This is a genomic window from Filimonas zeae (assembly GCF_014641615.1).
Taxonomy (GTDB): domain Bacteria; phylum Bacteroidota; class Bacteroidia; order Chitinophagales; family Chitinophagaceae; genus Filimonas; species Filimonas zeae.
Window position 1 is genome coordinate 329,782 of sequence record NZ_BMIB01000005.1, and the last position, 22,800, is coordinate 352,581.

17 protein-coding genes are annotated in these 22,800 nt (G+C 44.3%); 2 read left to right on the forward strand and 15 right to left on the reverse strand.

Going from position 1 to position 22,800, the window contains the following annotated elements:
* Positions 1-10: 10 nt before the first annotated feature.
* The 10 genes from murC to mraZ are packed head-to-tail and all read right to left on the reverse strand — an operon-like array spanning position 11 to position 11,920.
* On the reverse strand, positions 11-1,387 hold the full coding sequence (gene murC, locus IEY13_RS24975; protein WP_188957523.1) for a UDP-N-acetylmuramate--L-alanine ligase: 1,377 nt from the start codon (positions 1,385-1,387) through the stop codon (positions 11-13).
* Between the two features lie 14 nt (positions 1,388-1,401).
* Entirely contained in the window at positions 1,402-2,550 is a 1,149-nt protein-coding gene (gene murG, locus IEY13_RS24980) for an undecaprenyldiphospho-muramoylpentapeptide beta-N-acetylglucosaminyltransferase (RefSeq protein WP_188957525.1), read from the reverse strand.
* Between the two features lie 26 nt (positions 2,551-2,576).
* A complete protein-coding gene (locus IEY13_RS24985; RefSeq protein ID WP_188957527.1) occupies positions 2,577-3,860 on the reverse strand; it encodes an FtsW/RodA/SpoVE family cell cycle protein in 1,284 nt (427 codons plus the stop codon).
* Positions 3,861-3,873: 13 nt separating this feature from the next.
* Positions 3,874-5,214: a UDP-N-acetylmuramoyl-L-alanine--D-glutamate ligase gene (gene murD / locus IEY13_RS24990; protein ID WP_188957530.1), complete on the reverse strand. Its 1,341-nt coding sequence runs from the start codon at positions 5,212-5,214 to the stop codon at positions 3,874-3,876.
* A 3-nt stretch (positions 5,215-5,217) separates the two neighbouring features.
* The gene (mraY, locus tag IEY13_RS24995) at positions 5,218-6,525 is read right to left on the reverse strand and encodes a phospho-N-acetylmuramoyl-pentapeptide-transferase (RefSeq protein ID WP_188957532.1); all 1,308 of its coding nucleotides are present in this window, start codon (positions 6,523-6,525) and stop codon (positions 5,218-5,220) included.
* Positions 6,526-6,546: 21 nt separating this feature from the next.
* The gene (locus IEY13_RS25000) at positions 6,547-8,001 is read right to left on the reverse strand and encodes a UDP-N-acetylmuramoyl-L-alanyl-D-glutamate--2,6-diaminopimelate ligase (protein WP_188957534.1); all 1,455 of its coding nucleotides are present in this window, start codon (positions 7,999-8,001) and stop codon (positions 6,547-6,549) included.
* Positions 8,002-8,011: 10 nt separating this feature from the next.
* The gene (locus tag IEY13_RS25005) at positions 8,012-10,132 is read right to left on the reverse strand and encodes a PASTA domain-containing penicillin-binding protein (protein WP_188957536.1); all 2,121 of its coding nucleotides are present in this window, start codon (positions 10,130-10,132) and stop codon (positions 8,012-8,014) included.
* A gap of 8 nt (positions 10,133-10,140) precedes the next feature.
* Positions 10,141-10,485, reverse strand: a complete 345-nt coding sequence (locus IEY13_RS25010; RefSeq protein WP_188957538.1) for an FtsL-like putative cell division protein — start codon at positions 10,483-10,485, stop codon at positions 10,141-10,143.
* Positions 10,482-11,417 carry a 16S rRNA (cytosine(1402)-N(4))-methyltransferase RsmH gene (rsmH, locus tag IEY13_RS25015; protein ID WP_188957540.1) on the reverse strand — a complete coding sequence of 312 codons (936 nt, stop codon included), beginning with the start codon at positions 11,415-11,417 and terminating at the stop codon, positions 10,482-10,484. The genes IEY13_RS25010 and rsmH overlap by 4 nt, the downstream gene beginning before the upstream one ends.
* 44 nt (positions 11,418-11,461) lie before the next feature.
* On the reverse strand, positions 11,462-11,920 hold the full coding sequence (gene mraZ, locus IEY13_RS25020; protein WP_188957542.1) for a division/cell wall cluster transcriptional repressor MraZ: 459 nt from the start codon (positions 11,918-11,920) through the stop codon (positions 11,462-11,464).
* A 222-nt stretch (positions 11,921-12,142) separates the two neighbouring features.
* On the opposite strand from mraZ, the gene IEY13_RS25025 reads away from it, so the two are divergent.
* Positions 12,143-13,378 carry an S-adenosylmethionine:tRNA ribosyltransferase-isomerase gene (locus IEY13_RS25025; protein WP_188957544.1) on the forward strand — a complete coding sequence of 412 codons (1,236 nt, stop codon included), beginning with the start codon at positions 12,143-12,145 and terminating at the stop codon, positions 13,376-13,378.
* Between the two features lie 14 nt (positions 13,379-13,392).
* Here the strand turns inward: IEY13_RS25025 and IEY13_RS25030 are convergent, their stop codons facing one another.
* Entirely contained in the window at positions 13,393-14,805 is a 1,413-nt protein-coding gene (locus tag IEY13_RS25030) for a sensor histidine kinase (RefSeq protein ID WP_229688005.1), read from the reverse strand.
* Between the two features lie 53 nt (positions 14,806-14,858).
* On the opposite strand from IEY13_RS25030, the gene IEY13_RS25035 reads away from it, so the two are divergent.
* The gene (locus IEY13_RS25035; RefSeq protein WP_188957546.1) at positions 14,859-15,410 is read left to right on the forward strand and encodes a YqgE/AlgH family protein; all 552 of its coding nucleotides are present in this window, start codon (positions 14,859-14,861) and stop codon (positions 15,408-15,410) included.
* Positions 15,411-15,414: 4 nt separating this feature from the next.
* Here IEY13_RS25035 and IEY13_RS25040 read toward each other — a convergent pair whose 3' ends face one another.
* From IEY13_RS25040 to IEY13_RS25055, 4 genes are all read right to left on the reverse strand, one after another.
* Positions 15,415-16,053 carry an outer membrane beta-barrel protein gene (locus IEY13_RS25040; RefSeq protein ID WP_188957548.1) on the reverse strand — a complete coding sequence of 213 codons (639 nt, stop codon included), beginning with the start codon at positions 16,051-16,053 and terminating at the stop codon, positions 15,415-15,417.
* 6 nt (positions 16,054-16,059) lie between these two features.
* Positions 16,060-16,701 (reverse strand): DUF4136 domain-containing protein, encoded by a 642-nt coding sequence (locus IEY13_RS25045; RefSeq protein WP_188957550.1) that lies wholly within the window; start codon positions 16,699-16,701, stop codon positions 16,060-16,062.
* A gap of 97 nt (positions 16,702-16,798) precedes the next feature.
* Positions 16,799-21,724, reverse strand: coding sequence for a PKD domain-containing protein (locus IEY13_RS25050; RefSeq protein ID WP_188957552.1), 4,926 nt, complete (start codon positions 21,722-21,724; stop codon positions 16,799-16,801).
* A 19-nt stretch (positions 21,725-21,743) separates the two neighbouring features.
* Complete coding sequence (locus tag IEY13_RS25055; RefSeq protein ID WP_188957555.1) at positions 21,744-22,787, reverse strand: PorP/SprF family type IX secretion system membrane protein; 1,044 nt, start codon at positions 22,785-22,787, stop codon at positions 21,744-21,746.
* Positions 22,788-22,800: the final 13 nt, after the last annotated feature.

A 22,800-nucleotide genomic window follows, 5' to 3' on the forward strand; every position in this document is an offset into this window, starting at 1 on the left:
CTCTTTCCGGCTATTTACCGCCGGATAACAATTCTTTTACAGGTTCCAGCAACGCATCAATATCTCCGGCACCACTCATCACCAGCAGTTGTGGCTGTTCTGCCTTTACATATGCCTGCATTTCTTCCTTACTCAACAACTGCACCTTTGCTTTACGCATATGCTTTGCAATAAGCGCACTGGTTACACCCTCCATCGGCAATTCACGCGCCGGATAAATGGGCAATAGAATCACCTCATCTGCCATATCAAGACTCTCACCAAACCCTTCTGCCAGATCATTTGTGCGGCTGAATAAATGTGGCTGAAACACCACCGTACATTTAGCATCGCCAAATAAGCTCCGCACTCCCGAAATCAAAGCCTTCAGTTCTTCCGGGTGGTGCGCATAATCATCAATCATCACCGGCCCCGCTCCATTTTCATCAGCCTGAAGCAGGTATTCAAAGCGCCGCTTCACCCCTTTGAAATTCGCGATAGCCGCTTTTATCTTGTCATCTTCTATACCCGCCTGTTTGGCAACCGTAATAGCAGCTACACTATTTTCTATATTGTGTAATCCACCCATATGCAACAGCACATCTTTTAGTTGCCAGTTCTTATGAATAACATCGTAGCGGTAAGCTCCTTTTTCCACACGTACGTTTGCTGCGTATACATCCGCCTCTGTTTCATTAAAACCATACGTATAATGTGTATCGGCACTCAACTCATCGCCTCTTTTCAATCCGTATCTGCTTATCAGGCAGCCACCAGGTTTTACTTTACCCGCAAATTGAATAAATGCATTCTCTACTTCTTCTGCTGTACCATAAATATCCAGATGATCCGGGTCCATAGCCGTTACAATAGCTATATCCGGTACCAGTTTTAAAAAGCTTCTGTCATATTCATCTGCCTCTACTACAGCTACGTGACGCTCACTAGGCCAGAAGTTAGTATTGTAATTGGCAGATATGCCACCCAGAAACGCATTACAACCATAGCCGCTATCTTTTAAAATATGCGCCACCATGGTACTGGTGGTCGTTTTACCATGCGTTCCACCCACACAAACATTAAAAGAGCTTTCTGTAATCCAACGCAGTACATCGCTTCTTTTTACCACTTCAAACCCATGCTCCCGGTAATATACCAGTTCAGCATGTGCAGCAGGTACAGCAGGTGTGTACACCACTACATCTACGTCTAACGGAATTACATTAATATCTTCCCGATAATGCACAGCAATACCTTCCTGCACAAGCGCTTTGGTTAAAGGTGTTTCAGTACGGTCGTAGCCACTTACCCTTACACCGCGCGACACAAAGTACCTGGCCAGCGCACTCATACCAATGCCACCAACACCAATAAAATAAACCTTCTGTATGCTCTCCAGTTTTACCATGTATCTTATACGCCTCAGGCGTTTATTACCTTTAATACTTCACCGGCTATTACCGCATCTGCATTGGTAACCGCCAGCTTACTGATATTTTCTTTTAAACGATTCTGTTGCGCTTCATCCATTGCTAATGTGGTAAGCGCAGACATCAGTTTGGTATTTACTTCACTGTCTGCAACCAGAACAGCCGCCTGCTTATCTACCAGATAACGGGCATTTACTGTTTGGTGATCTTCCGCTGCAAATGGAAACGGTACAAACACAACCGGCTTTTTCACCACACACAATTCCGTTACCGCCATAGCACCTGCGCGGGATACAACCACATCTGCCGCTGCATATGCTTTATCCATATCTACAATAAAATCATTTACCCATACATTCTTCGAAGCTTTGCCACGCTGCTTGTAGGCATCAGCATTCACCTTTCCGGTTTGCCAGATCAGCTGCATATCCAGCGCTTTAAAATCAAGCAGGTGATTTGCAATTACTTCATTAATACTTCTGGCCCCCAGACTTCCGCCTACCACCAGCACTGTTTTCTTACTGTCATCCAGCCCGAAAAAAGATAACGCTTCCGAACGACTGATCTGCGATTGCACAATGGCTTTGCGCACCGGATTGCCCGTAATCAGCAGCTTTGCGGCAGGAAAAAACTTATCCATACCCTCGCTGGCTACAAATATGCGGGTGGCCTTTTTACCAAGGAGAATATTGCTTTTGCCTGCAAACGAGTTACTCTCATGAATAAACGTAGGTATACCTCTGCGTTGCGCCGACTTTAATACAGGAAAGCTGGAATAACCTCCCACGCCTATCACTGCATGCGGCTGAAACCTGTCCAGTATAGCACGTACCTGCAAAAAGCTTTTTACCAGCTTCATGGGTAAGCCCAGGTTTTTAAGAAGTGAACTGCGGTTAAAACCGGCAATATCAATTCCTTCAATCTGGTAACCTGCCTGTGGCACACGCTCCATTTCCATTTTACCTTTTGCACCCACAAACAAGAACTCAGTATCCGGCTGTGCCTGCTTAATAGCATTGGCAATAGCTATTGCCGGAAATATATGTCCGCCGGTACCACCGCCCGCAATAATAATACGGCGTACTTCTGCTGAAGCCGCCCTGCCGGTGTTACCTGTTGCGTTATGTACTGTTTCGCTCATTTGTTTGCTTACGCTGTCATTTATATTTAACTGGCTACAGGCACCGCTGCCGGTACCACAGGTACTTCCTGCAATTCTTTTTCAGAACCTGTATTCTCCAGATTTCTGGCCACACTTAATATAATACCTATGGCTGCGCAGGTAAACAGGAAAGAACTACCTCCCATACTTACCAGTGGCAGCGTTACACCCGTTACAGGCACAATATTCACATTCACGGCCATATTGGCTACCGCCTGTATTACCAGGGTAAAACTGAGCGCCAGCGCCAGAAAAGCCCCGAATGCATACGGACATCGCCTGAACAACCTGATACACCTGAAAAGGAATAACAGGTAAATAAATATGATAAACGCCCCTCCCAATAAACCATACTCTTCTATGATAATAGAATAGATAAAGTCGTTATAAGCCTGCGGCAGATAGTTACGCTGTCTGCTGTTTCCCGGCCCCAGGCCAAAAACCACTCCTCCATTCGCTATCGCCATCTTCGCCTGCTGCACCTGATAAGGCACTTCGGTATCTTTCGCATACATGAAAGACTCTACACGGCTAATCCAGGTTTCTAACCGCACAAACACCCCGCTACCCGACCTTTTAGGTTCTTTGGAGGGATGATTGTGTTTATACGAAGCCATTGATATAATAATAGCAATGGGTATAAGCCCTAACCCCACTACCAGCAATATATGCTTTACACTCACCCTGCCTATAAACAGCAATAACAGGGAAATAGCCCCTGTAAGTAATGCGTTGGAAAGGTTTGCCGGCATAATAAGCATGCATGTTAAAGCAATAGGTGCCAGCAGCGGAAGAAAGCCTTTTTTAAAATCTTTTATCACTTCCTGCTTTCTGCTCAACTGCCTCGACAAATACATAAACAGTGCAAGCTTAGCCAGATCACTTGTTTGTATGGTCATGTTTATCACCGGTAGCCTTATCCAGCGGCTACCATCGTTAATTTTTGTACCAAAAAACAAAGTATAAGCCAGTAGCGGTATGGATATGGCAAATAACAACATAGCCACCCTGCTATACACAGTATAGTTTACGCGGTGCAAAAAATAAATAACCAGCAAACCCAGTATAATAAAAGACAATTGCTTGAAAAGGTATACCTCGGTATTGCCTTTATACATCTTATATGCCAAAGAGCCGGTAGCACTATATACCACCAGTAACGATATCATTGCCAGCAAAATCACGATACCCCAGATAAACTTATCACCTTTCGTTTTACTCAAAAGATTGCCCTTAGCCTCTTCAGCAGAGCCTATTTCAGCAAAAAGTTTATCTGAGGTTCCGGTCATTCCATATTAATATTTACAGGTCACGCACAGCCTGCTTGAACTGATCGCCCCTGTCTTCGTAATTCTTAAACAGGTCGAAACTCGCACACGCCGGGCTTAATAAAACAATATCTCCTTTTGCTGCCAGTTGAAAGGCAGTCTGCACTGCTTCTTCCGCAGTAGCGGTATCTGTAATAGAAGGTACAATAGACGCAAAAGCTTCGTGAATCTTCTGGTTATCGGTACCCATGCACACTATTGCCTTTACCTTTTCTTTTACCAGATCTTCAATCAGCGTATAGTCATTACCCTTATCAACACCACCCAGTATCAGTATGGTAGGCTTGCTCATGCTTTCCAGGGCATACCAGGTACTGTTAACATTGGTAGCCTTGCTGTCGTTAATAAACTCAACGCCTCTTACCGTAGCAACATGTTCCATGCGGTGCTCCAGGCTTTCAAAAGTTTTAACAGCTTCCCTTATCTTCTCCTTCCTGATGCCTAAAGTAGCGGCTGCGATACCTGCTGCCATAGTGTTGTACTGGTTATGTTTGCCTTTCAGGGCAAAGTCATAAATGCTCATGCTTACCCGCTCTTCCTGCACGCGTATCATCATTTGATCGCCTTTAATGCTTCCACCTTTTTTAATTTCCTGTTTCATAGAAAATGGCAATGAGTTAGTGTTAAGGGTTAAGTTTTCTAAATGCCTGATTATAACATCATCGTCTGCACAATAGATGAAATAATCGCCCGCGCCCTGGTTTTCAATAATCCTGAACTTACTGTGGATGTAATTCTCAAACCTGTAATCGTACCTGTCCAGATGATCCTCGGTAATATTCAGTAATACTGCTATGTCCGGTCTGAATGTTTTAATATCATCCAGTTGAAAAGAACTTATTTCTGCCACATACAAAGGTTTTGGATTCTCCGCTACCTGTCTGGCAAATGAATAACCAATGTTTCCTACCAACGCACAATCCCATCCTTCTGTACGGCAGATATGCCATATTAGTGAAGTGGTAGTGCTTTTACCGTTACTCCCCGTAATAGCTACTATTTTGCTGTCACTCTTAAATCGGTAAGCCAGCTCTATTTCGCTTATCACCGGTATGCCCTTCGTCCGTATCTGCTTCACCATCTCATTCTTCTCTGGTATCCCCGGGCTCTTCATTACTTCATCTGCACTCAGTATCTTCTCTGCCGTATGTTGCTTTTCTTCAAAATCAATCGCATTGTCCAGCAAATCTTTCCGGTACTGCTCTTTAATGGCTCCTCCATCACTCACAAACACCTCGTACCCTTGTTGCTTGCCCAGGATAGCTGCACCAATGCCACTTTCTCCTGCGCCCAATATCACTAACCTATGGCTCATGGGTTATCTGATTTTAAGGGTAACTATAGAAAACACCACACACAATACAGTAATAATCCAGAAACGCACAGCTATCTTACTCTCATGAAAACCCTTTTTCTGATAATGGTGATGTAAAGGGCTCATCAGAAATACCCGCCGGCCTTCCCCAAACTTCTTCTTGGTATACTTGAAATAACTTACCTGTATCATCACACTCAACAGCTCAATCAAAAACACACCGCAGAAAATAGGTATCAGTAATTCTTTACGTATAATAATGGCCAGCGAAGCGATAATGCCGCCTAATGCAAGGCTACCCGTATCACCCATAAACACCTGAGCCGGGTATGCATTGTACCAGAGAAACCCGATACATGCCCCTACAAAAGCCCCCATGAATATGGATAATTCTGACAGGTTGGGTATATACATTACGTTCAGATAATCTGCAAACATGTAGTTGCCGCTTACATAAGCAAACACACCTACACCCGCACCAATCACCGCGCTCACCCCGGCTGCTAACCCATCCAACCCATCCGTTATATTCGCGCCGTTAGATACGGCAGTGATAATAAAAGTTACAATCAGAATATATACTACCCATGCATAATCTTCTGCCCATTTACCCATCCAGCTAACCAGCTTGGTATAATTAAACTCATGGTTTTTTACAAATGGGATAGTAGTAATAGGCGCTTTCACACGTGCAAACCTTCGTTTCTCGCCATTAATGACGCGGGTAATTTCATTTACTTTCCGGTCACCGGGATGTATACCAACCGTAGTTCCACCGTTAGTAATAATTTCACGCTCTACCACTACATTATCGTTAAAATAAAGCGTAGCACCTATAATAATACCCAGGCCTACCTGCCCTATAATCTTTGTCATCCCGGCCAGGCCGTCCTTATCGCTCTTCTTATATTGTTCGCCACGCGCTTGTGCAGTACGTCTGGCTTTAATTTTAAAATAGTCATCCAGAAAACCAATCACACCCAGCCATACAGTGCATAGCACCATAAGCCGTACATATACCTTATTTAAATCAGCAAATAACAGAGTAGGAATTAATATTGCCAGCAGTATAATCAGCCCTCCCATAGTAGGAGTTCCTTTTTTCTGCTGCTCACCTGCCAGGCCAAGATCACGCACCGTTTCACCAATCTGCTTTCTTTTCAGCATATTGATAATACGCTTTCCAAAAACAGTAGCAATAAACAGCGATAACAATATAGCCATCGCAACCCTGAAGGTGGTAAACTGGAACACACCGGCACCACTCAGGTTAAATTGCTGTTTCAGCCACGTGAATAAATAGTATAACATAGTAGTTGTTAGTCGTCTTTCTTATAAACCGAATAGTTCTCTTAATATTTCCTTATCGTCAAAATGATGCCTTACTCCCTTAATCTCCTGATACTTCTCGTGTCCTTTACCCGCTATCAGAATAATATCATCTTTACCTGCCAGGCTTACAGCTGTTTTAATGGCTTCCAGCCTGTCTGCAATAATCATTGTTTTGCGTTTGGCAGCACTGTTCAGCCCTCCCTCCATGTCTTTGATAATATCCATCGGCTCTTCACTGCGCGGGTTGTCACTGGTCAGTATCACCTTATCACTCATATCAGCAGCAACCTGAGCCATAATCGGGCGCTTGGTTTTGTCTCTGTCACCACCGCAACCTACCACAGTAATTACCTGCTCATGGCCCTTGCGCAACTTCTTTATAGTAGCCAGTACATTTTCCAATGCATCCGGAGTGTGGGCATAATCCACAATCCCTATCACTTTTGTACTGCTGATTACATAGTCAAATCGCCCTTCTGCACCGTTCAGCATACTCAAAACCCGCAGCACTTCTTCACTGGATTCACCCAAACAAATAGCAGCACCATATATAGCCAGCAGGTTGTAAGCATTAAACTCGCCAATCAGCCTGAAATGTACTTCCCGGTCGTTTACACGCATCACAAGCCCTGTAAGTGCATTATCCAGAATTTTGCCCTTAAACTCGGCCAGACTCTTCAGGCTGTAGTAATACTTTTTAGCAGGTGTATTCTGCAGCATTACCGTACCGCGCTTATCATCCAGATTAGAGAGAGCAAAAGCATCAGCAGTCAGATGATCAAAGAAGCTTTTCTTAACGCGTATGTACTCGTCAAAAGTTTTATGATAATCCAGGTGATCATGTGTGATATTACTGAACAGCGCGCCTGCAAACTGCAGGCCTGTTATCCGGTGCTGGTGAATAGCATGGCTGCTACACTCCATAAACACATGAGAACAACCGCTTTCCACCATCTGCGCCAGCAGCTTGTTTAAGCTTACCGCATCAGGCGTGGTATGGGTAGCAGCAATAACTTCTCCTGCAATAAGATTCTGTACAGTACTTACCAAACCACACTTATTACCAAGCTCTGTAAACAGATTATATAGTACTGTTGCAATCGTGGTTTTACCGTTGGTTCCGGTTACACCTACCAGCTTTACCTTGCGGGAAGGCTCTCCGTAAAACTGATGTGCCATATAAGCTACAGCTTCATGCGTATTGGAAACCTGTAAATAGGTAACCCCTTCTTTCAGCGCTGCAGGAAAAGCTTCGCAAACCACTGCTACAGCTCCCTGCGCTATCGCCTTGTCAATGAACTGATGACCGTCTGACTGCACTCCGCGAATGGCAACAAACACGCTTCCTGCCGTTACCTGACGGGAGTCAATCTGTATATCAGTTACCTGCAATCCTGTATTTCCATTTACAGACTGCAGATGTACCTTGTATAATATATCTTGTAGTGTTGCCAATCGGCTGTTTTTAATTCAATTGTATAGAAACCACCTGTCCTTTTGAAATAGCAGATCCCGCAGTTACTGATTGCGAGACTACCTTTCCCTTTCCTGTTATCCGCACTTTCATTCCCATATTCTCACACACATATAAAGCATCCCTCAATCCCATTCCCGCTAAAGCCGGCATCTGTTTGCTGTTCATGGGTAAGGCTGCCACAACCGGCTTACTTGCCTGGTTATACATCTTCGCCCACTCTCCATTACCCGTGGTAATATCTGAATAGTTTACATTCAGGGTTCCCAGCATACGCATCATATCGTCTTTCGCGCCTGTATAGCTAAACCAACTGCTGTCTGTTTTTACCACAGTGGCCGGTGTAGCAGGGGTATTTGCCTTTTGCTTCACATACAATGTATAAATGCGATCTGCAATATCTCTGAACACCGGAGCCGCCAGGCCTCCACCATAATGGTTGGGTGCATGTGGCCGGGTTCTTATTACCACTATACATGTATACTGAGGTTTATCTGCCGGAAAGTAACCTACAAACGAAGCCTGGTATACACCATCATCATATTTATACTTACCATCTGCCACATGCGCCGTACCGGTTTTACCCGCAATAGCATAAGGCGACTTTTCGAAAATCCTCGCAGCTGTACCTTCTGTAACTACTGCACGCATACACTCTTGTGCCGCTTTTACTACAGATGGTTTACAAATGCTCTCCGATAACACTACCGGCTCAAACGTCTTCACATCCTTACCATCGTTCTGAATGCTACTCACCAGATAAGGCTTTACCATCTTTCCACCATTCGCAATAGCATTGTACAGCGTCAGCGTTTGTAGTGGACTTACCTGTATTGCATAACCAAAGCTCATCGTCACCATTTCATGCAAGCCTTCGTTACTCTTTCGCATCTTTGGCAGTCTGGGCCTTTCTTCACCTACCAGGTCTATCCCGGTTATTGAATCAAGCCGCAACTGATGCAGGTATTGTAAGAACTTATTGGGCCTTCTCGAGAATGCCTTGTAGGCTATTTTACTCATCCCTATATTAGAACTACTTGCAAAACACTCTTTTACTGTCATTATCGGCTTAGGAGCAGGTTCATGGTCTGTAACCGTCCTTACACCTACATAAGCACTCCCTGTTGATCCTACTTCTACTTTATCATTTAACCCCGTTCCACCCTCACTCAAAACCGATAATAAGGTAGCCAGTTTAATTGTCGATCCGGGTTCTGTTGTACGCAACGCGTAATTCAGATTTTCCCAGTACGTAGTATCCTTTTTCCCCAGGTTGGCAATCGCTTTTATTTTACCCGTGCTCACTTCCATTACTACCGCACATCCCTGTTCTGCCTGGTTACTTATCAGCATCTGCTGCAAAGCGTTCTCGGCAATATCCTGTATGTGCACGTCCAGTGTAGTAATCAGATCCTTTCCATTCTCAGATTCCATCTGATATTCTTCATCTACCGGAACACTTACTCCACCTCCTATATACCGCACCAGCCGTTTACCTTTAATACCACTCAACACACTGTCATAAGTCAGTTCCAGCCCTACCTTAAAAGTATCCCGGTCCAATCCTATCGTACGAAAAGCCAGCATCTGATAAGGGTTTAACCGTATGCTTCTTACTTCCGCAATAAAACCACTTTTGTTTCTTCCCATTCTCACCAGCGGAAACTGCTTCAACTGCTGATATTCTCTGAAACTTATTTTACGCTTGAGTAAAAAATACCTGTCTTTACGTCTGTATCCTGTTTCCAGTAATTTCCGGTACTCATCCCTTGTGCGGTCTTTAAACAAATCAGCCAGACAAATACTCAGCGAGTCTTTATTATCCCTGAACCTTCTGCCACTCTTATCTCTCAATCCTTCCGCGCCAAAATCAATATAAATATCAAACTGCGGAATGCTCGTACTCAGCATTTGTCCATCTTCACTGTAAATAGTACCCCGCTCCGCGTCAATCTCTTCTATATGCTGGTGGAGGCTATCACTCAGGTTACGCCATTGAGCTCCTTCTACCTGCTGTATGTAAAACGCTTTACCAAGAATTACCGCACATAACACCACTACAGCTATGTAGCCAAGATATACCCGCCATAGTATGTCACGTTTTACTTCCATAATTCCGCTTACTCCGTTTCTCTTTTCTCCTGCATAATCCGTGGTGGTGGATCGGTAACCATTTTCAATCCCAGCGGATCCGCCACTTTTATAATCTCAGATTCCCTGCTTCTGAACATGATTTCGCTTTTCAGCGTCTTATATTCATACTGTAGTTCCTTCAGTTCTCGTTCTGTTTTGTCGGCATCCCGCAAACTCTTATCCGCCATGTGTCCGTTGGCGATATACAAAACCGCCAGTAACGCCAGGAATAAGAAGAAACCAATATTCTTTACAACCCATTCATAGCTTATTATGCGCTTAAACGGCTTGCGGTTGCTACCGGCACTATTATTTACGGGTTGTTCACTCATAACTTTTCAGCTACACGCAGTTTAGCACTTCTCGATCTCGGGTTACGCTTCAGCTCTTCTTCACCAGCGGTAACAGGTTTTTTGGTAACTACCTTCCATACCTCTTCGCGCTGTTGCGTAGAAAAAGGATTATCAGGCACCTCCTCAAAAGTTCCCTGCTTAAAAAAATTCTTTACCATCCGGTCTTCAATCGAGTGGAAAGTAATTACCGCCAGTCTGCCACCAGGTTGTAAAACCTCAGCAGCCTGCTGTAACATATCTTTCAAAGCCCCCATTTCATCATTCACCTCCATCCTTAATGCCTGAAACACCTGAGCCAGATATTTATTAGGATTACCCTTTATCACCGGCTGCAGTAACGCCCTGAATGAATCGATTGTAGTAAGCGACGCCTGCTGTCTGAACTGCACCAGATGTGCAGCCAGTGTTTTAGCGTTGGTTACTTCACCATATTGTTCAAAGAGCTTATGCAGCTGCTGCTGCGAATACGTTTTTATAATATCAGCCGCTGTTAAAGGCTGCCTTCTGTCCATCCTCATATCCAGTGGCCCGTCAAACCTGATAGAAAACCCACGCTCCGCTTCATCAAACTGGTGGCTGCTTACCCCCAGATCGGCCAGTACACCGGTAACCTGGGTATATTTATGCAACCGCAAAAACCGTTGCAGGTGCCTGAAATTGTGCGGTACAAATAAAATCCGCTCATCCTCCGGCACATTCGCTGCCGCATCTGCGTCCTGATCAAACACCACCAGCCTGCCATCCGGCCCCAGTTGCTGCAGAATACCTCTGCTATGCCCACCACCGCCAAACGTACAATCTACATATACCCCATCCGGGCGTACCTGTAAACCTTCCAGCGTTTCTCTGAACAACACCGGTACGTGATATTCAGAATCAGGTACATGATATGTATCGTTGTTATCGTTCATTTCCTTCGTCACTTATTTGCAAATAGTACAGCTGACTTTTCACCTTAACCGGCAATCGGTTTGGGAGCCATCACTTCCTGAGCCAGGTTACTGAAAGCCTCCGGTGAAAATTCTTCAAAGAGCTGTTTATACTTCTCTGCATCCCATATCTCAATCTTATCAGATGCAGCAACCAGAATAATGTCTTTCGATAATCCGGCGTATTCTTTAAGGGTGGGTGGTAACAACATACGACCTGCAGCATCCAGCTCCACTTCTGTGGCACCTCCCAAAAACTGGCGGCGAAATAACCTTACCTTGTGGTCAAAATCATTCAGCTGACTAATCTGGTTATAAATGGGTTCCCAACTTTTCATGGGATACAGGCTCAGGCACTTCTCAAATCCTCTGGTAATAACAAAGCTATTTTCCCCTTCCGGCACCTGCTTCTTAAAGCCTGCCGGTAACAGGAAACGCCCCTTCGTGTCAAGGGTAGCTTCATATTCACCTAGAAAACCTATCATTTTTGGGATTTTAGCGCTTATCCTCCATTTATTACCACAAAATAACACTTTTTCCCACTTTTATGCCAAATATTGGCGGAGCTATTTTTTCCACATTCTTTTTTGAGGGGAAAAGGAGGAACACAAAGGGTTTGAACGATTTACGCCTGCAAGATATGTGCATATCCTGTGGAAAAGATGTGCATTGACTGTTAATTGACCTTTTTCCTACTTTTGCCGCTTATGACACATCCGGGAAATTTATCCATCATTGATTATACCTATTCGTTACCTGATGACCGTATTGCTGTACATCCACTTGAAAAAAGGGACGATAGCAAGCTCCTGATCTACCGAAACGGGCAAATATCAGAAGATCGCTACCGGATGCTTCATGAACACCTGCCAGTAGATTCGATGCTCGTGTTTAATAATACCAAAGTGGTAGAAGCGCGGCTGCATTTTCAAAAACACACTGGTAGTAGAATAGAAATCTTCTGCCTGGAACCAGGTGGATTTGCAGATATCACCTCTGCCATGCAGCAAACAGGGCATGTACTTTGGAAATGCCTGGTAGGCGGTGCCAAAAAGTGGAAACAGGGTTCGCTGGAGAAAACCATACTTATCAATAACCAACCGGTTACGCTGTCAGCCACTATGGTGGAAAGAAAGGAAGACTATTATCTGATAGAATTCAACTGGTCAGCAGAACACTTGCATTTTGCTGACATTTTACACGCAGCCGGATCACTTCCATTACCTCCTTATCTGAACAGGCAGGTGGAAGAAGAAGATAAAACCCGTTATCAAACTATTTACGCGCGGCACGATGGCTCTGTGGCAGCACCTACAGCCGGTCTCCACTTTACGCAGCAACTCCTGCAGCAACTGCAGCAGAAAAACATTCAGCAGCACTTTGTTACCTTACATGTAGGTGCAGGCACCTTCAAGCCTGTAAAAGCCGCTGTTATGCAGGAACACGAAATGCATGCAGAGTTTATTGAAATTCAGGCAGCATTCATCAGCCAGCTGATACAACAATTGCAATCAGGTCAGCCTGTTATTGCTGTAGGCACTACATCACTACGCACTATTGAGAGCTTATATTGGATAGGCGTAAACATTGGGCAGCAGCAACAACAACAAACTGCTGTTACCGTAAACCTCAGCCAATGGGATGCTTATGAGTTGCCACAAAACATCCCCGCAACAGAAGCGTTAACCACCCTTCTTCATTGGATGCAGGAACAAAAAACAGAAATTCTATTTGCCAAAACGCAGATTATTATAGCTCCCGGCTACTCACTGCGCATAGCACAGGGCCTTGTCACTAACTTCCACCAACCACAATCTACATTACTATTACTGGTAGCGGCCATTATCGGAAACGATTGGCGCACAGTATACCAGTATGCCCTGGAACACGAATTCCGGTTTCTCAGCTACGGCGACGGCAGCCTGCTATGGAAAAAAGAATGATGTAATCTACAGGATTAATCCCGCTCTTTATGCAAAGGCAGTTCAATAGTAAAGCTACTGCCTTTACCCAGGGTACTGTCTACCTTAATGCGCCCTTTGTGTATATCAATAACCGTTTTTACATAACTCATGCCCAGGCCAAAGCCCTTTACATTATGCAGGTTACCGGTATGCGCACGGTAAAACTTTTCAAAAATGCGCTTCACCGTCTCTTTGTTCATACCAATGCCATTGTCTTCAATACGTATCAGCAAAAACCGGTTGGTATTATGAGTGGTTATTTTTATAGAGAGATTTTCTTTTGAATACTTGATAGCGTTATCTACCAGGTTAGAGATTAGATTGGTAAAGTGTACCTCATCTACATTAGCCAAATCATTTTGCGCATTCAGCATCAACTGGATCTGGGCATTTTTCTCGTTCAGTACCAGTTGAAAATTATCCATCACATGCTGAATAACATTATGCAGATGCAAAGGCTGCAGATTTAGCTTCAGTTCCTGTTTTTCCATCAGCGCCGCCTGCAGAATGGTTTCCACATGCTTGTTCATGCGCATGTTCTCCTCCTTTATAATACCGCTGAAATACTGCATCTTCTGTGTATCCGATTGAACCTTCTGGTTACGCAGGGCATCTACCGCCAGAGAAATGGTTGCCAGCGGCGTTTTAAACTCATGCGTCATGTTGTTAATGAAATCACTCTTAATTTCACTCAGCTTTTTCTGATTAAACATGGTTTTCACGGTCAGATAAAAGGCCGTAATCAGTATAACTACAAATATGGCAGACAGGGTAACCAGCCAGGTAAGTGACTGCCAGATCTGCTTTTTATAATCGGGTATTACAATAAAAATATACTCGCCATCTGATAATCCTTCTGCCACTGTTCCGGTTTCGGGAAGCACAGGGTAAAAACGCACTTTGTTATGAACTGAATCAGAAAACAGCGGCATAAAGTTTTTTGACTGAAGCTCTACAAACAGCTCCTCCGCATCAGCAGTAATAGCAAACTCAAACCGCAGGTGGCTGATATCTTCTTTATCAAACGCTTTCCGGATACGTTCCTCCACCTCTACATCTGTATACCGTTGTGAAATAGGCACAGTGGGTATATTACGCGTAAGTCTATCCGGCGTTAACCGCATTCCCAAACGGCCCCCACGCAAATGAATGTTCCGGCTGGATGTTTGTTTGGCAAACTCTTCCGCAACAGCAATGCAGGCCTTATCTATTTTAAACAGAATTTTCTGCTCCTGAACTTTCCACAAGTTCTGCAGCCACGAAATCTGAAACAGTATAATACCCGCAAGCGACAGGGTAACCAATACTATTATTGCCGGAAATACCTTCTTCATTGCTACAAACCTATACAAATCACCGTAATTGGCAAACACCGGCACATACATTAACAAATGATGTAAAAACATAGCCGGCTGGCTCTAAATTTGTTTTACTCAACCGGATATCTTAATTTAAGAATATGTTGGACGTAGCATCAGGCAGAATTTTAGTGGCAGATCCTTTTTTGAAAGATCCTAATTTCATGCGCACTGTTGTGTTTTTGTGTGAACACGAAGATGCGGCCGGTTCTTTCGGCTTTGTTATAAACCGCCCTTACAATCAGGCAATAGGAAACCTGGTAAGGGGACTGGAAGGATGCAATTTCCCGGTGTATTTTGGTGGACCGGTTCAAATGGATACCATTCATTTTCTGCATCAACGGCCAGACTTGGTAGGCGGTGTAGAAGTTGTAGATGGAATTTTCTGGGGTGGAGATTTCGAAATTTTATCAGACGCTATACGGAACAACAACATTCAGGAAGAAGAACTCCGTTTCTACCTGGGATATAGCGGCTGGAGCGTAGGACAACTCAGAAATGAGCTGGATGAAAAAAGCTGGCTTACTACTGAAGGCAACCGTAGATTGGTTTTTCACCAGGACTATAATAGAATATGGCAGGATGCCCTTATACAAATGGGCGGAAAATATGAACAGCTGGTTCACTATCCTATAGATCCCCAGCTGAACTAACCCGTTAGCGCAATGGCAGAAAAACACCTGCCTGAAAATCCAGTGTATTTAAGTTTTTAAAGCCAAACTTGCTGTAAGGGGCATAATTATAGTTTACGCCTAACATAATACCCGAACTACTCAGGCCTCCAAGAGGAATTTGTATACCTGCCCCTGCCTGTGCCACAAAGCCAGCTGATGCATCATTGCTTTCAAACTGCCCAAGATACTGGCGATAATTAATAAGATTCAAACCTGCACCGGCCGATACATAAGGCTGTACAATCAGGCGCTGGTTACCCAACGGAGAAAACAATACCTTAGCTATAATAGGCGTTGTTTGTACCGAATTGGTAAGCACTGCTGAAATATCTTCGCTCTTATTAGTCGGGTAAACAGCTCTCGGATACTTCTGATAATAATCCTGAAACCCTACCTGTAACCCCGCAGCCAATGTACGGCTTATTCCATACATCAACTCCCCCTTTCCACCTCTTGGCGAACCTTTGCTTATCATGTCGTTACTAAAACTACCCTGTGGCTTGCTGTAATTGTAAAGCAGGTTTAAACGCATTTCCCCCACCGGCATTTGTGCCTTTGCCTTATACCCATATCCTGCCATTACAACCAGCAGGGGTATTATTATTTTTACACTACGCCTCATATTCATTTAATTATTGCCGGCATGTATGTATGCTGACTGATCAAACAATGCTTTTATCTGCGCATCGGCTACGGATGCATTCAGAATACCTGAACCACGCACCAGACCGGTCCATATTACGTTAATCGTATTTTTTCCGGGAGCATCTTTTAAGTCAAGCATGTCCACAGAAAATGCACCTTCTGTAATCTGATAAATGGCATAGCTATAAGGAATGTAATAGCCATAGCCGCCATAACCCCAGTAGAATGGATCCCAGTAGCCACCGTAGTAACCCCAATAATCAGGATAACTGATTACCCCTGTTGAAGTGTTATAAATCCGGTTCACATTTACTCCAAGATCGGGAGTAGAATCGCTGGCAACTTCACGATATCCCCTTTGTAGCATGTACTTCTTAACAGCATTAATATATGCCAGGTCTGCCGCCTCCAACGCTCTGGAGGCCTTATTGCCTGAAACAACTGCTACAGAATCCGATACACGAAAAGTTTTAAACCGGGTGAAATCTGCTGTAGAGTCAAAATTGGTAATATAGATACGCGAGTCTTCCGCAGTAAGATCATTCAACGGATCTTTTACACAGCTTACTGCCCCAAGTGCAATTACCACTGCCGTCAGCAACGGCCACATCATACGCCTCCTCATATGCTAACTATTTACACAGGAACAGTTACCAAAAAAGGGCCAGATATAAAGTTTACACACACTTTAAGACGTCATTAGTATTTTCGTTAAGGAGATGTTAATGCAACAGCAACACCGTACCCTTATACATAAAGCTGCCACCACCATCACAAATCATTTCCGCCACATAATTGAATACATTGTTACTGATAGCATTACCATTAAAGGCACCATCCCACCCCTGGCTGGCATCATTAATCTGAAAGTTCTGGCGCTCAAACACCAGCTCGCCTAACCGGTTGTAAACACGGAAATATTTTATAAGTCTGATCCCCTTGCCCCGTGGATAAAAAACATCATTTCTGCGGTCTTTGTTGGGCGTGAATGTATTGGGAATAAAAACACTGCTTTCTTCACACCGAAGCACCACTTTTACGGTATCACTGGCTTCGCAACCATAAGATGTACGTGCTGTAACAGTATAATTTACAGAAGAACGGGGAGTACTTACAGGCGATTGACATCCTGCGCAATCCAGGTAACTGGCAGGCGCCCATGTGTATGACACCACATTACTACTACCCGTAGTTGGTAAGGGCATGCTTGTCCCGGCCAACAATACCGTATCAGCTATTGTACCAACAACAGGTAAATCTCTTACAGATAGTACAGCTGTTGCCGTATCTGTAAAACAACCTGCGGAATCATATCCAACTACCTTATAGATACCTGTAGTGGCAGGGGTGGCTATAGGGTTGCCAATATCCTGGCTACTCAATCCCGTCCCGGCTATCCAGCGATAGGTATCTGCCCCCGAAGCATTCAGTGTTACAGATTGCCCCTGGCAAACGTCAGCGTCAGTAAGTGAAACCGAGAAGGGATAAGCAACGGTAACACGAATGGAATCTTTATTTATACAACCATAACCGTCAGTTACCCGAACGGTATAAGTAGCATCAGAGGAGGGATATACACCCGGCGAGGCACTGAATACATCTGTAATAAACACCGCAGGTTGCCAGGAGTAACTTACTCCGTTATGTGCAGTTAAGATAAGCGTATCTCCTTCACACAATATAGCCTTATTGCCGGGATGCAGTTGAATATCCGGCAAAGCATGAACCATTAAAGTATGGCTGGCGGTATCTGTACAGCCTGCATTTGTTATCAGCAACAGTACATTGTATGTCCCTGCTTTTGAATAGGAATGAGATATGGAGGCTTTGTCTGTAATTACATCCCCTTCACCCGTATACCAGCGCCAGGTTTCCGCATCTCCATCAGCTGCTCCGGTAAAAGAGCCTGTGTTCATTACACAAATCTCTGCCGGCCCTGTAATACTTCCCTTTGTTTTAGGCTTTACAACAACTGAATCTTTAAGGCTTACCACGCATCCTGCCGTTGAGCTGACAGTCAGATTAATGATATGTTTACCGGTAGTAGTAAAGAAAAATGCAGGAGCAGCAGTGTTGGCAGTATCTTCTGTATTTCCTGTTCCAAAATTCCAATGCCATTGCAAAGGCAACTGAAACTGATCAGCTCCTATATTCACCACTTTAGTAGAAAACTGCACATCACCCGAATCACACACAACAGCATTGCTATTTTCCATAACTGCATGCAGTGTATCTATTACTAATGGCACAGCCACCTCAAACGTAGCCTCACATCCTTTATCATCTTTTAAAATAATAGCAGGCTTGTATCCCCCTGCTGTTTTATACTCATGTGTAATAGTAGTTTCTTTTGAATGAATCAATGGGCCGTCTGCCAGGTCCCAGGTAATATCAGTCACACCACTTGTGGTGGCCGTATAGGTAACCTTTGCCGGCGCACCACACCAGAAAGCTTTATCTGCTGTAAAAGTCCCCACAGGTCCCTTTACCAATACTTCATGAGTAATGGAATCTACATCCCCGGTATTATCATATGCATACAGCTTTACAATATAAGCTCCCGGCTTGTTGTAAATGTGAGTGGGCGTATTGCTGTTTCCGGCAGTGGAACCATCCCCAAAATCCCAGCTCACCCGCGTATAATTTTGTGAAGTGTTTACAAAGGAAGCCAGTGCAGGCGGGCAGCTGTTACCGTTTACATAGCTTACAGTGGAAGTAAAGCCTGCCTGTATATTCTTTATGTATACCAGCTTAATCATGGTATCAATACACAAACTCGTTGGATTACCCGCTATCAGCTTTACCGTATCCACTCCCACGCGGAGGTAGGTTTTAGACGGGTTAGCCAGGATAGAAGTGCTTCCGTCAAAACTGAAAAGCCAGGTATATACCACCAGTCCACCATACGGATTACTCTTATTAATATAATTAACGGTTGTGTTTGGCTTCACCTGATCCGGCTGCCATGTAAAGTCTGCCTTGGGCCCCGTAGTAATTGCCATCATAGAATCCAACCCATAACATCCGTTTTTGTCAGTTGCTTTCAAAATAATCTTATGTGTCCCGGGGTTCCCGTATACATATTTCATATCCTGCGGTGCATACACGGTCTGTAAAGCCGTAGTATCACCAAAGCTCCACGTCCATGAAATCAAAGGCGCTCCGTCTTCCGGTTTGGTTTTATCAATAAACACATTGGGCGTGTTATAACAAACACTGTTGGCAGGAGTTGTAAAGTCAACTACAGGTCCCGTAATATGTACTTTAACAAAATCAGTAGTATCAAAACAACCAAACTCTGATGTGGTAGTGATAGCTCGTATCGAATCTGTTCCCGGAGGCAGCCATTGCAAAGTTCCTTTGTAAGTATAGGCCCAGTCGTTATACTCTGATTTTATCAGCCTCGGGTTAGTGGGGCTAACACCACGCGCAGTTTCCCAATGCAACGTAAAATCACCTTCATATAAAATGCCTTTCGGATTCGCCTCTTCATTAGAAACTTCTACATACAACGAATCACTACTGCATGCCCCCGCTGATCCAATGGTAAGCTTTGGACGTTGCTTATCCATTACATATACAAAATCAGAATCACTTACACTGCAGGCTCCATTGTAACCCGTCATCACCACTTTGTATATACCCGTTTTAGGATATACATGAGATACAGAAGGCACTTTACTTCCATAATCCATAGTAGTTCCATCGCCAAAATCCCAGTGCCAGCTGGTCACCTGTCTGGAGGTATCACGTATAGTCACTTTTTTTCTATCTCCCGTGCAAGTGTTCTCAGGCTTATCCATGTATACAAAGGGCGGTTTAACAGTCAGCAATGCAGGCTTAACTACAGTATCCCTGCAGGTACCGTTTACCGCCACCAGAATAACGGAGTAAGTGCCTTCCTTTGTATACTGATAGGCTCCCTTTGCAGAACCGGAAGAGGCCCTTTTATAATCCCCCTCATAATGCCAGAACCAGGTAGTAGCAGTATTCTGAGCAACCCCGTCAAAATGCACGATATTATTACCGCAGATAGGATTCGCTTCTTTTACCGTAAAGTCAACATCCGGATTGGCATATACGGCAACATTATATAAGTAAGCTGTACCCTTACACCCACTCTCTGTAGTATAATTCAGTGCCACATTATATACACCAGCTTTATTAAAAGTATGTCTGGGCTTTACTTCTATAGAGGTTCCGCCATCGCCAAAATCCCATTGATAGCTCACCAGCTTCTGCGATACCAACGTACTGAATTCAACAACAAACCCTTCACAACCACTCAGAATATTAGGGCTGGATGAATAAGAAGGAACTATATTAACAATAGGCTTATCCAGATAATAAGGAAATTCCAGCAGCGAACTGCAGCCAGTACTATCTGTAATGGTTAAAGCAACGGCGTGGTTACCGTTGCTGGTAAAAGAATAAGTAACATCACGTGTAGTAGCCACATTATTCTTGTCAATGGCCCATTGCCAGGTAAGCGCAGCTTTGGTGGTATCCTTAAAAGTAACCGTAGCGGGCGCACCGCAGGCTCCATTACTCTCAATAACAAATCCATTCAGGGCGGGTGCGGCAATTACCTGTATTTTCTTTGTTACAGATACGTTGCAGCCACTATAAAAGGCCGTCATTGTTAATTCATACTCACCCGCTTTAGCAAACTTTCTTACATTGCCGGTAGCGCCATCATTAAAAGTCCAGCTGGTATAGTCAGGTACCGGGGTAGTTGTACTGTTAAACGTAGTATTGTTTCCGGTACAAACTCTGGCGGGAACCGTAAAATCTGCCTTTACCGTTCCTACAGAAACGCCGGTACTCAACTCGTAGGTATTGCTACAGCCTTCCGAACTGGTAACGGTAAGCCTGGGCTTAAAATTACCAGAGCCTGTATAAGTATGAGAAGGACTTTTTTCTGTAGAAGTGGCCCCATCTCCAAATGCCCACGCGTAATTAAGCGTACCCGGTCCTGTGGAATTGTTGGTGAAGGTTACCTTGTCCCCTGTGGTACATACCATGGATTTATCTGGTGTAAAAAGCGCTTTCACCGGCGGACCAACTTCTATTATGTTCGACTTTATCTCAGTAGCGCTGCACCCGTAGCTGTCTGTAACAGTAAGCGAAACGCTCGCTGTCTGCTGTGCAGTATAAGTATGTATCGGGTTGGCCTTGTTTCCCCTATCAGTAGTCCCATCTCCAAAATCCCATAAATACTGCGCAACCGTGGCTCCGGTACTTACACGCGCATTACTGTTAAAGGCAACCGTTAAAGGCGCACAGGCACGGAACGGATTAAAAGTAAATCCAATAACAGGTTTTTCCTTAACCGCAATCTTCAATACTTTTATAGAAGTAACTCCCCCATCCGTTACCGTAAGCTTTACCTCATATTCCCGCTCTTCGGTAAATATAGTACCGGCATCTCTGGTTGTGGCAGAACGGCTGTTCCCAAACTCCCATCTGTAGGTAGCTGTTCCGGATGCGCCCGTGGTAGTATTGGTAAAATTCACTGTAAGCGGCGCACAGCCTGTAACCTTATCAGCACTAAAATCCGCTACCGGTGCCTGAGCAGCAGCGGAAACAGAAAACCCACCCAATAACAATAATAACAGGCTTTTAACCCATAGCAGTTTTATATACATTCCAGTTCAATAATTGGCCTTAAAATCGCGGACACTTTATATGCTCCGCACCTATGGCAGCTCTCGTGAAGCCTTTGTAAGATAGCGACAGCTCATAGCCGCCCCTACTCATACTGGCTGTTTTCAAATCAGAGGTGTTGATATCGTAACTAAACCCGACTTCAAACTGCTGATATTGCAGTTTTATCACAGGTACAACCGCATCATTAAAACGTGCAAAAATACCTCCACTCACAGAGGCAGTAGAATAAGTATCACTGTTATACAATTCACTGCCATTCAGTTCATAGGTAAACAAAGCACCTGCCATCAGCTCATTAAATCCACGCTGATTAGAATAGTTCAGCTCTGTCTGCATACGTACTCTGTCACTTACAGGCACGTGAAAACCTGCATTCAGCTGCAACTTAGACGGTAGTACTATACGCTCCTGCTTAAACTGTTCCGAAGGTTTGGTAATATGAAATAAAGAAGCACCCAGATAATAGCTTCCATTCTCTCTCAGCTCGTTATTATAGCTGATTCCCGCAGCTATGTCAAAAAAGCCCCGGTTGTACGCTGCAAAAGATTCTCCGGTGGGGTTGCCGGGATTATATTCACCACTCACATACTGATAATCAAACGTAAGGTTATGCGCATCAAACTGCCGTTGCACAAAGCCGGCCATAAACCCCACCGATAAATACTCGCTACGTTCTGCACTAAGCGATTTATGAAAGTTCAAAGCAGGCATCAGCTGGGTAGTTCGCAACCGGCTGCTTCCCGCCAGATCATAATATCCCTGTAAGCCCGCCGTCAGATAGTCACCTGCACCTCCTACCGCAAACTTATACTCTCCGCTGAAAGCAGTGGTTTTATAAGGAAAGCCCGTCCAGCTCCACTGATTACGATGCAGCAACTGCAAACGCACGTCGCCCGTAAAAATGCCCGCCAGCGCAGGATTACGCAATAAGGGCGTTTCATAAAACTGCGACACATGTATATCCTGCGCGTTTACAACCGTAAAGCACAAAGCAGTTAATAAAACAACCAGTATTTTTTTATATGTTCCTGCACCTATCATAATCGCATCACAT